The 13,488-nt window shown below is 69.8% G+C and carries 17 protein-coding genes; 4 read left to right on the top strand and 13 right to left on the bottom strand.

Translation table 11 applies throughout. From position 1 onward, the window contains the following. Positions 1-102 precede the first annotated feature (102 nt). Positions 103-744 carry a hypothetical protein gene (locus tag ACH4E7_RS32235; protein WP_396252698.1) on the top strand — a complete coding sequence of 214 codons (642 nt, stop codon included), beginning with the start codon at positions 103-105 and terminating at the stop codon, positions 742-744. 148 nt (positions 745-892) lie between these two features. Here ACH4E7_RS32235 and ACH4E7_RS32230 read toward each other — a convergent pair whose 3' ends face one another. Continuing rightward, positions 893-1,402 (bottom strand): hypothetical protein, encoded by a 510-nt coding sequence (locus tag ACH4E7_RS32230; RefSeq protein ID WP_396252697.1) that lies wholly within the window; start codon positions 1,400-1,402, stop codon positions 893-895. Here ACH4E7_RS32230 and ACH4E7_RS32225 point away from each other — a divergent pair. Beyond that, positions 1,386-1,640, top strand: coding sequence for a hypothetical protein (locus ACH4E7_RS32225; protein WP_396252696.1), 255 nt, complete (start codon positions 1,386-1,388; stop codon positions 1,638-1,640). The genes ACH4E7_RS32230 and ACH4E7_RS32225 overlap by 17 nt on opposite strands. Positions 1,641-1,746: 106 nt before the next feature. Here ACH4E7_RS32225 and ACH4E7_RS32220 read toward each other — a convergent pair whose 3' ends face one another. After that, on the bottom strand, positions 1,747-2,238 hold the full coding sequence (locus ACH4E7_RS32220) for a YcxB family protein (protein WP_396252695.1): 492 nt from the start codon (positions 2,236-2,238) through the stop codon (positions 1,747-1,749). Between the two features lie 516 nt (positions 2,239-2,754). Here ACH4E7_RS32220 and ACH4E7_RS32215 point away from each other — a divergent pair. After that, the gene (locus ACH4E7_RS32215; protein WP_396252694.1) at positions 2,755-3,849 is read left to right on the top strand and encodes a hypothetical protein; all 1,095 of its coding nucleotides are present in this window, start codon (positions 2,755-2,757) and stop codon (positions 3,847-3,849) included. A 315-nt stretch (positions 3,850-4,164) separates the two neighbouring features. Here the strand turns inward: ACH4E7_RS32215 and ACH4E7_RS32210 are convergent, their stop codons facing one another. The 7 genes from ACH4E7_RS32210 to ACH4E7_RS32180 form a co-directional block, all read right to left on the bottom strand. Further along, a complete protein-coding gene (locus ACH4E7_RS32210) occupies positions 4,165-4,572 on the bottom strand; it encodes a hypothetical protein (RefSeq protein ID WP_396252693.1) in 408 nt (135 codons plus the stop codon). A gap of 264 nt (positions 4,573-4,836) precedes the next feature. After that, on the bottom strand, positions 4,837-5,079 hold the full coding sequence (locus tag ACH4E7_RS32205; protein ID WP_396252692.1) for a hypothetical protein: 243 nt from the start codon (positions 5,077-5,079) through the stop codon (positions 4,837-4,839). Positions 5,080-5,181: 102 nt separating this feature from the next. Then, a complete protein-coding gene (locus ACH4E7_RS32200; RefSeq protein WP_396252691.1) occupies positions 5,182-5,724 on the bottom strand; it encodes a hypothetical protein in 543 nt (180 codons plus the stop codon). 175 nt (positions 5,725-5,899) lie between these two features. Continuing rightward, the gene (locus ACH4E7_RS32195) at positions 5,900-6,073 is read right to left on the bottom strand and encodes a hypothetical protein (RefSeq protein WP_396252690.1); all 174 of its coding nucleotides are present in this window, start codon (positions 6,071-6,073) and stop codon (positions 5,900-5,902) included. A gap of 107 nt (positions 6,074-6,180) precedes the next feature. Continuing rightward, positions 6,181-6,366, bottom strand: a complete 186-nt coding sequence (locus ACH4E7_RS32190) for a hypothetical protein (RefSeq protein WP_396252689.1) — start codon at positions 6,364-6,366, stop codon at positions 6,181-6,183. A 687-nt stretch (positions 6,367-7,053) separates the two neighbouring features. Continuing rightward, on the bottom strand, positions 7,054-7,947 hold the full coding sequence (locus ACH4E7_RS32185) for a methyltransferase domain-containing protein (RefSeq protein ID WP_396252688.1): 894 nt from the start codon (positions 7,945-7,947) through the stop codon (positions 7,054-7,056). 316 nt (positions 7,948-8,263) lie between these two features. After that, entirely contained in the window at positions 8,264-8,731 is a 468-nt protein-coding gene (locus ACH4E7_RS32180) for a GNAT family N-acetyltransferase (RefSeq protein WP_396252687.1), read from the bottom strand. A gap of 345 nt (positions 8,732-9,076) precedes the next feature. Between ACH4E7_RS32180 and ACH4E7_RS32175 the strand changes: the two genes are divergently transcribed. Next, on the top strand, positions 9,077-9,838 hold the full coding sequence (locus ACH4E7_RS32175; protein ID WP_396252686.1) for a hypothetical protein: 762 nt from the start codon (positions 9,077-9,079) through the stop codon (positions 9,836-9,838). 93 nt (positions 9,839-9,931) lie between these two features. Here ACH4E7_RS32175 and ACH4E7_RS32170 read toward each other — a convergent pair whose 3' ends face one another. The 4 genes from ACH4E7_RS32170 to ACH4E7_RS32155 form a co-directional block, all read right to left on the bottom strand. Next, entirely contained in the window at positions 9,932-11,098 is a 1,167-nt protein-coding gene (locus ACH4E7_RS32170) for an EamA family transporter (RefSeq protein WP_396252685.1), read from the bottom strand. 204 nt (positions 11,099-11,302) lie between these two features. Further along, positions 11,303-11,911 (bottom strand): Fic family protein, encoded by a 609-nt coding sequence (locus tag ACH4E7_RS32165; protein ID WP_396252684.1) that lies wholly within the window; start codon positions 11,909-11,911, stop codon positions 11,303-11,305. Further along, positions 11,898-12,620, bottom strand: a complete 723-nt coding sequence (locus ACH4E7_RS32160; protein ID WP_396252683.1) for a hypothetical protein — start codon at positions 12,618-12,620, stop codon at positions 11,898-11,900. The genes ACH4E7_RS32165 and ACH4E7_RS32160 overlap by 14 nt, the downstream gene beginning before the upstream one ends. A 482-nt stretch (positions 12,621-13,102) precedes the next feature. Beyond that, the gene (locus ACH4E7_RS32155; protein ID WP_396252701.1) at positions 13,103-13,375 is read right to left on the bottom strand and encodes a hypothetical protein; all 273 of its coding nucleotides are present in this window, start codon (positions 13,373-13,375) and stop codon (positions 13,103-13,105) included. Between the last annotated feature and the right edge of the window lie 113 nt (positions 13,376-13,488).

Raw genomic sequence — 13,488 nt, 5'->3', positions numbered from 1 at the left:
AGGCAATCTGGGCCCGGTCACTATCCCAGGACGCGCTGACCAGCACGTTCACCGCGCAACACCTGCCAGAAGGTCGATTTCCTGCGGAACCCCGGTTCCCGGGTGATCGTTTTGCAGCCCGTCCTCGAGATCTACGCCCGGGACAGCTTCACCCTCTGGCCTGTCGCCGAGTCCGAGGCCTATTGCCTTCTGCCGCTCAGCGGCGCGCTCGGCCCGGCCGAGGTCGGCACGGCGGTGATGCGTATCGCCGAGTGCAACGACATCGATCCTGAGGTCGACGGCCGCCCGCCGCGGCCCACCGATCCGCTCGGAGCCTTCCTCCACGGGCTGCTCACTATGGACGGCACGTACGCCTCCGGCGGCCTACAGGTCATCGACACCGCCGCTGGCACCACCCTGCTGCCAGGCTGCTGCAGCGGACTGGCAGAGTGGCGCAACTGGCTTGAGGTCGTCGACGGCAACGGCCGGGCTTCCTTCGGCCACACCCCCACCCCGCTCGCCGAACGCCACGGCTACTGGGTGCGATTGACCATCGACGCCGAGGAGAACGACAGCCCGGCGATCGAGCTGCCCGTCACCGAGCTGCGCGGTCTGCTCGCCGCCGCGGAGCGCGACCTGGCCGACTTCCTCGTGCTGGCCGCGGCCTGGGCCGCCCGAAACCTGCCCGACCACGCCGCCCCCGTCACCGCTGCCCTCGCCGCGGCCCTAGACATGCCCGCGCCGGCCGTGCCGTCGAAGCCGTAGCAACCTCCCCAGAGGCTTCAACGTCAAATGATCCGGGGGAAGGAGCGAGGGCGGGGAGAATCCCGCCCTTCTCAGACGCGGCCAAGAGCAGTGGCCAGGTAGCGGGAAAACCCTGGCCGTCTATGGCGCACAGTCACAAGGCAACCGGTCACAGTTGGCACACAAGGCCGACGGCGTCGATCAGGCTCTGGTCCAGGGCCTGGCGGACGAGCAGGGCCGCGGCGTCGGCGGTGTCGCAGGCGAGCGGGCGGCCGGGGGCCGTGGAGTCGACGAGGAAGGTGCCCGCGACCGGCACGGCCCAGCCGTTCACGCGGCTGGCGCCGTGCTCGATCCAGCCGAGCGCGCGGCCGTCCTTGCGGACGTAGAACAGGCCCAGGGCCCGGCTCCAGCCGACCAGGTCCCCGCCAGGGCCGAGGAGCGTTCCGGCGTGCTGGCAGGGAAGCGCGACCGGCGGAGTTGGCGGGGCCGGTTCGGCGTCGGTCGGCACCGCCGGGACGGGCTGCTCCCGGTCCTCGCCGGCGGCGGTTTCGCCCCGCGAGGCGGAAGTCTCGTCTTGGTCGTCGTCGGCCGGGTCGTCGTCGCCCCCCAGGTCGATCCGCTCGACCAGCCGTCGGCTGACGCGCTCGGAAATCGACGACTTCGTGCAGCGGGTCCGCAACGACAACCTGGTCGGCCACCGCTTCGAGGGCCTGCTGTGCAATGCCATCGGCCCCTGGGGCGAGGACGTCCTGCGCGCCCCCGTCGTCCTCGGCGGCCAACGGATCAACGAGGACGGCTCGGTCCGCCGCAGCGAGGTTCTGGAGTCCAGCGACCCCCTGCTCAGCAAGGTACTGAGCGAGACCTGGCCCGCCGCCTTCGTCCTCGGCGACCGTTTTCCCCGCTCGCCGTCAAGCTGAGGTGCCGGCAGGGGAAGCGGACCCGAGGGCGCGGAGCTCGACCCAGGCTGTCTGAGACCACACAGCGCTCCCCGCCGGTACCGGAGGCGGGCTCGCCGCGGCGGGATCAGGCGAACGGGAGGTACCAAGGGCGCTTCAGCGGCGGCAGCCGGTCGGCGAAGAAGGCCGACACCTGGGCGAGCTGCGCCTCGTCGAAGGCGTGCTGGGGAATGAAGGAGACAGCCTTGTTGGCCTGCTGCAGGTACCAGAAGCCGGACCGCGCTGTCACCTGGCGGTAGGCGCTCCAGGCGACCTCGGCCTGGCTGACGGCGGTGCTGAGGGCGTAGTTGTGCTCGGTGATCCGCACCGTCCAGGGCTCGGCGAGCAGCGGAGCGCTCTTGCGGGCGGCCTGGCGGACGACGACCAGTTCGCCGAACGCCAGGATCGCCGGGCCGAAGATCACCAGCCAGATCCTCGGCTCGGCATCGACGACCAGGGTGAGCAGGCCCAGCAGGAAGAACAGGACACCGAAGACCGAGAGGCCTCGGACCGCCGGGCTGTTGCGTATCGCTTTGCGGAAGTCGGCCTCGGTCAGCCGGAACGTCGCGGTGATGTCCATGAGGAGTCGTCGGTTTCTCTCGGTGTCGCGGTCGGTGGCGAAGGATCGCCCCGGCCCGTCCTGTCGACCACGGCTCTCCGTCGCGCGGGCTGCCCGTCGCGCGGGCTGCCCGTCGCGCAGGCTGTCCGTCGCACGGCCGGGCCGTTGCATGATCTTCAAGATCCCACGCTCGGCGCGAAACCGTCCAACGGCTTTACCCGGCCTCCCTGGACCCGGTGCGTTGAGGACCCGCCGGAGGCCGCGGAGTGCCCGGACTGCGTGGAGACCCGGGAGACCGAGTGCCTCGGACCGCTGCGTCTGTCCGTGCCCACCGGCACGGTCGGGCCCGGGCCCTGGATATGGGGGCGGTGCACCGTGCCGGTACGATCCTGCTCGCCGCGCACGCAGGTGCGAGGGCGGGGGGGTTGGGGCACGGTGCGCCCGCGCTGTCTTCTGTCTTCGTCCGTGCCCGGTGCCCGCTCAGGGACCGCTCGGTACGGGTAAGCGGTCTCTCCCCGTCAGACAGGAAAGCAGTTCGTGGTCTTTTTGTCGCTCGTGGTGCTCGTGGTGCTCGTGGTCGTCGCGGGCAGATTCGTCGTCTCGCGGGTCGCCCGGGAACGACGGAGCCTCCGGGAGACCGAGCTGCGGCGCAGGCTGGTCCCGCGCGAGCAGCTCGTGCTTCGGGGGGACGAGCCGTCCGCGGAGTTGGCGGCCGTGCTCGATGCGGCCGGGAGCGGTGACTGGCGCGCGGTGGCCGAGTACCTGGCCGAAGCCGACAGCGACAGCAAGAGCAACAGCAACAGCAACCGTGACGCGAACCGGCGCTGGATGCGGATGGAGCCGCTGAGCACGGCGGCGGCGAAGGAGGACCACTGGCTGCGGCTGTGGCGCGAGGAGGAGCCGCGCAACGCGGTGGCCGCCCTGCTGCAGACCGACGCGCTGGTCCAGCTCGCCTGGGAGATCCGCAGCGGCAGGTACGCCTCCGAGGTGACCATGGAGCAGGCCCGCGGGTTCCACCGCGTCCTGCGCGAGGCGGAGCAGGCCGCACGGGAGGCCGTTGAGCTGGCACCGTCGGAGGACCCCAACCCCTGGGTGGCGCAGATCGCCGTTGCCATGGGACTGGGCTGGTCGCACGAGGACTTCCGTGAGCTCTGGGCCGAGGTGACGACCCGTGACCCGCACCACCTGCGGGCACACGAGGGCGCGCTGCAGTACTGGTGTGCCAAGTGGCACGGCAGCCACGAGTTGATGCACGCCTTCGTCGACGCCGCACTCGCCGACGCGCCGGCCGGCAGCCTTCTGACCGCCCTGCGGGTGCGGGCGTACTTCGAACAGAACACCCGCGACAACGCAGGGGCGGCCGCCTACCGGACGCCGGAGTTCACCGCAGCAGTGGACGCCCTGCTGGCCGACCTGGAGCAGGCAGATCCGGCGCATCCGCAGCTCCAGGCCGCCCGGGGCTGGGCTGCCTGGTCACTGGTCATGAATGCCCGGGTGGTGCTGGCGTTCGAGCTGTTCCAGGTGATGGGTCATGAGGTGGCCGGCCCCTGGCGTAACTACGACGATCCGCAGACGGCCTTCGACCGAATGCGTGAGATCACCGTGCAGGCGATCGCCCGGGCGATGGTCTGATACACGCCTCGTAGCCGCGCGGTCGGGTGTGGTTCAGTGGTTCACCTGGTGATGTCGCCGTCCGATAGCTCCCGGACGGCGACCTTCTCGCGCTGTCGGCCCAGGAGCTCGGCCACCACGTCACCGATCCCCTTCGTGTCACGCGTCGGCTCGGGGGGCGACCCATCGGTGTGCCGCTCGACGGACTTCTGGAGACAGGGCCGGTCTCGCCGCCGGGGCGTCGCTCCCATGCCCCGCTCGGGCACCACCGATCGGCGGCGAACCGTGGCGTGCGCGGGCGCCCGGCAACGACCGGCAGCGCGACTTCCCGACGCTTCAGCGGGCGGCTCCGTCGGTGATCTCCAGGGCATCGCGGATCGGTCCGCAAGCTATGGTCATCGAGTCGACGAACCGCTCGGCCGAACGCCGAGAAGGGGCCTGACCACATGTCCGCCACCAGGAATCGCGCCGCTTCGCCTCGGCGGCGGCCCGCTCGCGTTCGGCTGCCTCCAGTGCCTTCTGGTCGGCGTCGGCCTGGCGGCAGCCAGCGCACAGCCCGTCGTCGTTCCAGCCCCGTTCCTTCTCGGCCCACCGCTCGTCCGAGAACGACACCTTGCAGCGGCGGCAGACCGGACGGCGCCGCTCCCACTCTGGGGCCGCCCGCTCCTGGCGGGCCTGCACCGGGCAGGGTCTTTTGAGGAGGCCGCCGGAAAACGACACAGCGACGCACCAGGCCCGGGACACCAGAGCAGAGCGTAAGGGGCGGGCCAGGCGCCGTTCAAATCGCCCCCGGCTCAGATGCGTTGGGCGTAGCAGCAAGGCTTCGCGGGAAGGATCGCGACCACCGCACACGATCTCGGGAGGCCACACGCATGTCGTACTACGAGGACGCCGCCGAGATCGCCGCCAGGCAGGCGAAGGAGCGATTCGGCGACGACCGTCAGATGAAGTGAGGTCACCACGGCGTGACTCAACGGCACCCCGGGTCAGCTGCCGTGCCTGCGACCGCTACAGGCCGCTGCGCGCGGCCTTCTTCGCGTCGGCCTTCGCCCGCAATGCCACGGCCTTGGGAGAATCGCCGTACCACCACCACGTGTAACCGGCGATTGCCACGAACAGGGCCACGAACACGAGGCCCAGCGGAGTGACTGCAAGGTGGCCCCCACGGGCGAGGCCCCAGAGCGTTGAGAAACAGAGGGCGATCGCGCCTCTGAGCAGGACCGTAAGCGTCTTCTTGGTGCGGAGATTCATGCCGCGCACTCTAGGGCCCGCAGGAACTCGTGGTCCACGACGCGAACGGCTGGTGGATCACATCTGCGCCGCGGGCGGGGTGGAGACCACAGCCATGTCCACTCAGAGCATCCGCTCGGCCCTCGCCGCCCGTGCCCGCAGCACGTCAGCCTCCTCGTGCTGCCCCCAGGCAACCAGGATCCGGGCCCGGTACTCCATCGCGTATCCGTCACCCAGCTCCTCGGCGCGCAGGAATGCCTGTACGGCGCGCTCCAGGTCGCCGCGTTCCCGGAAGGCCACGCCCAGCGCGGTGATCGGGAACGCCTCGTCCTGCGCGAGGATCACCGGCGCCCAGCGCTCGACACCAGCCGCATCGCCACGGTCGAGCGCCTGCTTGACGAGCCCCAGCATCGCGTCCGGATCGCCGAGCGCCGCGGCTTTCTCCCAGACCACCTGCGCGCGGTTCGCATCACCGGCCACCACGTGCAGCATGCCCAGGTTGAAGCCGGCAACCACGTTCCCGGCCGCCCACGCCCGGCCCCACCAGCGCAGCGCGCCGGCCCGGTCACCCTTCAGATACAGGGCCGTCGCCAGGTTCCCCATCGCCACATCGTCGCCCAGCTCCGCCTCAGCCGTCAGCTCGGCCAGCTCCTCGTCCGGCGGCATCTCGGCGGCCCTGCCAGCCGGCAGCCGTACCGATACCAACTCCTCGTCCGGCTCCGACCGCCGACGGGACCACCAAGCCATCAGCAACCACCCCGGCATGCGGGCAAACAAAGCTCTGTCACACGGCGATCATGCCAGGCCCGCCGCTGAACGCTCAGCTCGCCGACTGACGTACTCAGTCACACCTCATTTCGGCGACAAGGCCGCGGGCGCGGCGGCCGCCGTCCTTGCAGTACTCGTCCCGCAGGGCCTCGGCGAGGATCGCTCCCTGCCGGGCCTGGCTGGCTCCGGCGTCACGGGCCTCGTACAGCCGCCGCGCCACGTCGCCGGGCATCTTCTGGCTGATCATCAGCGCAATGCTCAAGACCTGTGGATCAGTTCCGGGAGGGAGACGCGGGGCGGCGAGGAGCAGCGCGGGCAGTTGGAGGCTCCAGTACTCCAGTGTGATTTCGCGATCTACGCGCTGGAGGGGACGGAGAGTCGCTGCCGGTAGTGGCTGCGACGGGCCGAAGCTTGGTGGCTTCTGCGCCAGTTCGACCAGTGCAGGAGCGCGTCCAGGGAGGTGATCGGCGGGCTGAACAGTGTGCCGATCAAGCGGTGGATCTCCGGGACGGTCAGGTCGCAGACGATTGTCCCGGCCATAGGGGCGCGGTTGGACCGCCCGTCCACGCTCTATCAGTGACACGCTCACGCAGTCGGCGTCACCGGAAACGACAATCGTCTGGCAGCACCCGATGTCATGCGGTAGCAGCACACCACCCGGCCACCACACCCGGACCGGCCTGTCCTGTCGCACATGACCTGGCCCGAAGCCGGGTCCCTGACCTGCGACGACCAGATCGATCGAGACGCGTGGCTACGCGAAGTCTCAGCTGATCCGGTCCGGTGCGTACGGATGCCGCCCAGAGTCTCAATCGATCTGGCCCCCAGCACCGAGCCTCAGCACCATGGATCGACGTCAGCGGCCCCGACTCGTAGCCTCTCGCTGTGATCGACACGACCGAGGCCGATCACGGCTTCAAGAACCGGTGTGCGAACGCGTCGCGCATCCTCGCGCCGTGCGTCGGATGGTCCGTAGGCCCCCGCTGAGCCACCTCTTGACCGCAGGTCCGATCTCATCCGGTCACAAGAGCGGCCGGGATCGGGGATGACGCCTCGGCAGGCACGGCCTTCCACTCGGATCACGGGGCGTCGAGAACTCCGTGATCTTCGAGCCCGTGCGCGGCCTGCCCCCAGCTCCGCTGACGCGCGGCGCGCACCTGCGCAAGCTGCCCGGCCTCCCTCGACGAACAGCGCCGTGGGCAGGCCGGACAACGCCTGGATCCGCACCTAACCGAGTGCCGGAGAGTGCTCGGCTGGACGGCGCCCCCAAGCCGAGATCAGCGGCGCGAGTGTCAGGTCGAGTTCGCCCGCGTGGATGGCGGCCAGGTGCGCGTCGATCTCGGCGTCGTCGGCCAGGCCGGCCGCGAGCAGCTCGCCGCGCACGTGCCGGATGGTCGCCGCCTCCAGCCGGTCGCAGGCCAGCCCGCCGACCGGGAAAGAGCCCGCCGCGGCGACATCCACCAAGCCGGCCTCACGCAATGCCCGCGGCAGTGTCCGGCCGTACCGCAGGTCCGCGCCGCGGCGCTTCAGCAGCTCCCGGACCGCGTCGCGCAGCCGGTTGGCCCGCCGCTGCGCAGGGCCGCTGTCGTCCAGGCATGCCAGTGGCTGCAGAGCGGTATCGGCGTCCTCGACCAGCAGCCAGCCGCCGGGCCGTAGCGCTGCCGCCATCGTGGCCAACGCGCGAGCCCGGTCGGGTACATGGACCAGCACGAGCCGGGCGTGCACCAGATCGAACGTCCCCGACTCCGGGGGCGGATCAGCGGCCACGTCGTGCTGGCGCACCTCGTACCCGTCGCCTGCCTTCAGCCACGACGGGTCGATGTCCGTGGCCAGCACGTGCCCGGTCGGGCCGACGGCCGCCGCGAGCGCCTCCGGGATACCGGGGCCACCGGCTCCCACTTCCCAGCAGCGCGAGCCGGCCCTGACCCCCAGTCGGTCGAAGTGCCCGCGCGTCACACCGTCGAACAGCTCGGCCAGCCAGACGAATCGCTCGCCCGCCTCGGCGCGCGCGTTGTCCAGCAGGTATCCGCGGGCGGGAGCGGACTCTCCCCCGAGCGCGGTAGGACCGTCTATCGTATCCGGTCGGCCACCGACGTGCGGCGGGCGGGGCGAGGAAGTCATGAGTACATGGTCAACCTTCCCCGGCCACCAGCGCCACTACGACGGGAGAGGGATGTCTCACACAGCCGGCGAAACCCCGCACGTCCTACAGCACGGTTCTGCACCGTGACGCGCCGGAAGGGGCAGGCCCGAGGTCGGCGGACCGGACCGCCGCCCGGCGAGCAGCCGGTGCAACACACCCGCTCGGCCCCTCCCAGCCACATAACGCCTGTTCAGAGCGCAACACGGCCCCGTGTTGAACCCCGACGCAACACCGCGTTGCGGCCCTGTTGCACCACCGGACGGCCGTGCCGCAGCACTGCGAGACGAAGGCCGGCTAACGATCAGTTGGCCCCGTGGCCGGTCGATTCACGTCAGGTGCCGGGTTCAAGATCATGAGGTTTTCGGGATGCGGGAAGGGCTCGAAGCCGACCTTCGCGTAGACCTCGTGAGCGTCGAGTGTGGCGAGCAGGACGCGCTTGAGCTTGTAGGGGGCAAGGTGGTCGCGAACAGCCCCAGCCATCCAGGTGCCAAGACCCTTGCCGCGGTGTGCCGGTGCAACGTAGACATCGCACAGCCAGGCGAAGGTTGCCCAGTCCGTGACGACACGCGCGTAAGCGACCTGAGGACCGGCGGCCTCATAGATGGCGAAGTTGAGTGAGCCACGTACCGACTGCTCGACCGTCTCCCGGCCGCGACCCAATGCCCAGAACGCATCAGTCGAGAGCCAGTGGTGCACCAGATCGACGTCCAGACGGTCCGGGTCCGTGGAGAGTTCGTATCCGTCTTCCCTGTTTGTGATCACGGCAAGGCAGCGTAGCGACACTACTCTTGTTTTCCAAGCGACTACTTGGAATGGCCAAGTAGCTGCCCCATCCGTCGGGCCTTCCACGGCCCCCGACCGCCGTGTGGAGCGAGCACCGCGCCGAGGACGGCAGCGACTGCAGACCCCAAAGCACCCGGTTGCCACGTCGTCGAGTGACGCGTTCCGTGACGACTCGGCATATACCAGTGGCCAGGCACGACACGAGGACCTGGAAGCACGCCGACCCCAGGACCGCCAGTGGTGCTGTCAGCAATCCAGCGATTCGGCCTATGGGTGATGCGGATGGGAACTGCCGTGAGCAGGACTGCTGTGAGCAAGTTGCCGATGGTCGGCGCACTGTTCTGGGCGATCAAGATCGTGGCGACCACCCTGGGCGAGTCGGCATCGAACTTCGTGTCGATGACACCGCTGCACCTCGGCTACGCCACCACCGCGGCCATCTTCCTGGTGGCGTTCGGGCTCACCCTGACGATGCAGCTGAAGATCGACCGGTTCCAGCCGGTGGTGTTCTGGTCGGTGATCCTGACCACCAGCATCGCGGGCACCGCGATGTCCGACCTCATGAACCGCACCGCCGGCCTGGGCTACGCCGGCGGCGCGACCGTGCTGACCATCCTGCTGGTTGCCGTGCTCATCGGGTGGCGGCTGACCGGGCAGACCATGGACGTGGAACGGATCGACACCATCCAAGGCGAGATCCTGTACTGGACCGCGACGCTGGTCTCCAACACGCTGGGCACCTCCAGCGGTGACTTCCTGTCGAACGGCCTGGGCCTCGGCTTCCGCGACAGCGCCCTGCTGCTTTCCGGCGCCATGCTGCTGATCCTCGCCGCGCACTATCTCACCCCGATCTCGGGCACCGTACTGTTCTGGGCGGCCTACGTCCTGACCCGGCCACTCGGGGCGGTCGCGGAGAACGCGGTGGAAAAGCCCGTCGCGCAGGGCGGACTCGGGGTGGGAACCACCATCACCTCCAGCGCTCTGCTCGCCGTGCTGGTGACTCTGGTTGGCTACCAGCTGCTCAGCGGCAACGAGCAAACCCGCACGGCGGACACCGCACTCTCGACCAGCAGCGAATACGACTGACACCATCCAGGGAGACCACGGACGGCCCACCAGGCACCCTGCGATCCCGGCGTCCAACTGCTCTTCCGCTTCCCGTTCCAGTCCCCTCATCGGCTACCTGCTGCGATGGCGTTCGCCACTGACGATCGATGCAACAGCGGCCACGATCACTGTGCCGCCAATGACGAGGTTCCAGGTGAGGGGCTCTCGGAGGACGAGGGCACCGAGAACGACCGCGACGACGGGATTGACGTAGGCGTAGGTCGACACGATCGGCAGAGGCGCCGCGTGCAGCAACCACGCGTAGCAGGTGAAGGCCCCGATGGAGCCGAATACGACGAGGTACGCGAGTGCGGCCCAGGACCGGCCCGAAACAGCATGCAGGTGGAATCCTGACGGCTCACCGTGCAGCATCGCCAGGAGCAGACAACCTGTGCCGCCGGCCAGCATCTCGTAGGCACTGGTCGCGAACACATCGCCGGGCAGTGGGAGTCGGGACGAGAGGACGGATCCGAGCGCCCACAGCAGCGTACCGACGACCATCACGACGATCCCGGTCACCGCTGTCTGACCGCTCAGGTCCGGCGCGGTGAGGACGAGCAGTCCCAACACCCCGAGTCCAACGCCGACGAGCGCCATGACGCCGGGCCGGTACCCGCTGCCGACGCGCAGCAACGTCATCCACACCGGCGTGAGCGCCACCAGCAACGCAGTCAAGCCGGAGGGCAACTGCGTCTCCGCGAGGAAGGTCAGGCCGTTGCCACCGGCCAGGAGCAACAGGCCGACAAGCGCCGCAGAGGCGAGCTGACGCGGCGCCACACGCAAGGCTGCGGCACCCCGCCGCCACGCCAGCAAAGCGATGAGCAGGGCGCCCGCGGCGATGAAGCGGGCACCGGCCGACAGCAACGGAGGCAGAGTTTCGACGGCGACCCGGATGCCGAGGTAGGTGGAACCCCACACGATGTAGACGACCGCGAGCGCGAGCCAAGCCATCCCAGACATCGATTGCGGTCGATGGGCAAGTTGCTCAAGGCCCGCCGAAGCCTTCGCGCTTGCCGCCTGTCGCCGCGTGCTCAAGCGTGCTTTCACGTTCTCTCTCGCTTTCTCCTGCACACGGCGAGAAATTAGAGGAGTCAACAGCAAGAAGCCAAGAATCCTGCCCGATATCGGGCAGGAATCCGCAGATCGGAGAGCTTCAGCGCGCAGGTCGGCACTGACGTGCTCGAAGGCGGGCGTGACGACCGCGACGTCCTGGCCATCCTCGTCCCGGCCGCCGGCCACGTCCGTCGTTGCGGGATTTCATGGACTTCCTGCGGTGAACTCCGCTCGGTCGGTCATATCGGTGGCTGCGAGGACCTGGCGGTGGCTCCGGCCCCCCGGGCAAGGGTTCGTTGATCCGTCGGGCTCGCTGGGCGCGGCGCGACCACCGCGACGGCATGAAGCTGCGGGAGATCGCACGTATGTCGTCGATCCCGGCTGAAGGCTTCAGCCTCGGCGGCGGTTGAGTACACCGATGAGAGTGGCCAGGTCGGCGGCGCCCGCCGGGTCGTCCGCATAGCGGGTGGTCTGGAGAGGACCGACCTCCGGAAGGACGATGTCCTCACGGGCCAGGACGTGGGTCAAGGTCAGCAGGGCCGCGCGGGCATTGCCGTCGGCGAAGGGGTGGAAGAACGCCACGTCGAGGTATGCGCGAGCCGCGCGGGCGGCCAGTGCGACCTCTGGGTCGGTCGCTTCACGCAAACGTACGGCGAAGTCAGACTGAGTGTGCGGGGTCAGACCGTAGCGTTCACGGCCGGCCTTCGCATAGGCGTCGTTCTCGCGGAACGGCGCCTCTGTTTCGCCGAGGACCTCGCATTGCCATGCCGCCAGCAGGGCGAAGTCCAGTGGGGCGCGGCGGGCGGCATCGGCGCGGGCTCGGGTATAGGCCAGGTGCAGGCGCTCGGCGCGGCCGGGGTCGCGTCGGCGGACTGGTCCGTCGCACCATGCCCGGAACCCGTCCCGCGCGGGCAGGTTCCGCCGCAGGGCGGGTGCTTGGTGCCAGTCGGTCTCGTGGCGTACGCGCAGCCAGGTCGAGAGGCTGTCAGTGGTGGTCATGGAGATCCTCCAGGGCTTCCCACTCGCGGTGGTCCCGGTAGGGGACATGGCCGGTGAGACCCGCGGCGAGGTCCTCGCCGACGGATTCGATCAGCGTTCGTCCGGGGTAGACCCAGCTCTTGAAGCGGCCGCCGATCGCCCTCTCCACTGCCTGCCCGGCCTCGGCCCGGCCCATACCGGTGGCGGTGAGGAACCAGTTCAGGACCATCGAGGCCTGCCCGTACCAGCCACCCTCCGCTCCCGAGTCCAGCACGTGCGTCACGAGTCGGACGCAGGCTCGCTCCAGGTACCAGCTGCGGTCCCCGGGAGAGGCTTGCGGCGGCGGCGCAAGCTCCGTGAAGCGCTGGGCCAACCGCTCCAACCACTCCCGCCACTCCAGGAGTGCGGCCACGGCCCGCGCCGCGGTCTCGTCAGGGGTCGTCACCGAGCTCGGCCCGCTGACCCAGCTACCAATGGGCCCGCCGTCGCGGTAGCACCAGCTCCACCCCCAGGCCCAGATGCCGTATCGCTCCCGGATGACCGCGTCCACCTGGCTTTCACACCAGCGCTCGCCCTGCCACCAGCCCGCCATACCGGAGAGCACAGGTGGCACCCACTCGCGGACCAGCTCGCAAAGACGGGCTTCCTCATCCTCGTCCCAGGCGAACGGGTGGCGGGCCGGATCGAGGTCATCCCAGTTCCGAATGCCCTCGTAGGTGATAGGAGGCACCCGATTCTCAGGGAAAGGCAAGGTGTCTCGGTTGTACGTCAGTGCGGTCCCACTCCTTCTGTCCGATGTGATCAGCCCACCAGTCTCGGCTCGTGGACCCCAGAGGAGCGAGCGGTTTTCCGGACCACAGGCCGCCCGCCCGGACACCACGCAGGAACCGGCGTCCTGACCATCCGCACGTCATGGCGCCGGAGAACGGGGTCGCATATCGGCAGAACGAACGGGCGGCCTCAGGCGGTGGCGGTGGGCCGAAAGAGCCGGCCCGGCTTGATCCGGGCCGGATGCTCGGAGCGATGCCGGCCAACGCCGGCTCCTGGCCGGCCGTCGCCACGCCGCTGTTCCCGGCCCGGCATGTCGAGGCCGTCCGGCACTGACGCCTGGGGACCGGTCCGCTGCCCGCTCGGGGGTTCGGGAGCGGACCGGTCCTTTCAGTGTGTGCGGGCGGGCGCGGCGGTGCCGCCGGGGTTGGTCCAGGGGTGGTGTCAGCGAGTGTCCCCCTGCCAGTCCCAGCGGCGCGGGTCGGCGGGCCGGGGTTCGTAGTGGGCGCGCCCGCCGGCGCCGTACTTGCCGATCTCGGTGGCCAGTGCGGCGCCGTCGGCGAGCTGGTCGGCGTCCCAGCCGGTGACGTCCAGGAGAAGGCCGTCGAGCGGGCCGCCGACCAGCTCGCGGTACTCGTGCCCCGACCGGGGTCCGGGGTCGGGGTCGTCGTGGTCGGCTCCGTAGACCCGGCCTCGCATCAGCGCCTCGTCGCCCATGACGCCCAGCGTCCCATCCGCCACCGACACCACACGGGACGGATCCGCAGGGCGGTTCGCTACCAGGCCGGTTCGGCGCCGCACGGCCGCCCCCTGGGCGGGGCGCTCGCGGG

It is taken from the genome of Kitasatospora sp. NPDC018058 (genome assembly GCF_044327205.1).
Lineage (GTDB): Bacteria > Actinomycetota > Actinomycetes > Streptomycetales > Streptomycetaceae > Kitasatospora.
This window is presented reverse-complemented; position numbering and strand designations above follow the sequence as displayed.

What these genes read in the sequence shown, in the direction of transcription:
- ACH4E7_RS32220 (WP_396252695.1), bottom strand. Translation starts at nt 2,238, where the DNA reads ATGGACATCACCGCGACGTTCCGGCTGACCGAGGCCGACTTCCGCAAA.
- ACH4E7_RS32205 (WP_396252692.1), bottom strand. Translation starts at nt 5,079, where the DNA reads ATGAATCTCCGCACCAAGAAGACGCTTACGGTCCTGCTCAGAGGCGCG.
- ACH4E7_RS32200 (WP_396252691.1), bottom strand. Translation starts at nt 5,724, where the DNA reads ATGCCGCCGGACGAGGAGCTGGCCGAGCTGACGGCTGAGGCGGAGCTG.
- ACH4E7_RS32195 (WP_396252690.1), bottom strand. Translation starts at nt 6,073, where the DNA reads ATGATCAGCCAGAAGATGCCCGGCGACGTGGCGCGGCGGCTGTACGAG.
- ACH4E7_RS32190 (WP_396252689.1), bottom strand. Translation starts at nt 6,366, where the DNA reads ATGGCCGGGACAATCGTCTGCGACCTGACCGTCCCGGAGATCCACCGC.
- ACH4E7_RS32185 (WP_396252688.1), bottom strand. Translation starts at nt 7,947, where the DNA reads ATGACTTCCTCGCCCCGCCCGCCGCACGTCGGTGGCCGACCGGATACG.
- ACH4E7_RS32175 (WP_396252686.1), top strand. Translation starts at nt 9,077, where the DNA reads ATGGTCGGCGCACTGTTCTGGGCGATCAAGATCGTGGCGACCACCCTG.
- ACH4E7_RS32165 (WP_396252684.1), bottom strand. Translation starts at nt 11,911, where the DNA reads ATGACCACCACTGACAGCCTCTCGACCTGGCTGCGCGTACGCCACGAG.
- ACH4E7_RS32155 (WP_396252701.1), bottom strand. Translation starts at nt 13,375, where the DNA reads ATGGGCGACGAGGCGCTGATGCGAGGCCGGGTCTACGGAGCCGACCAC.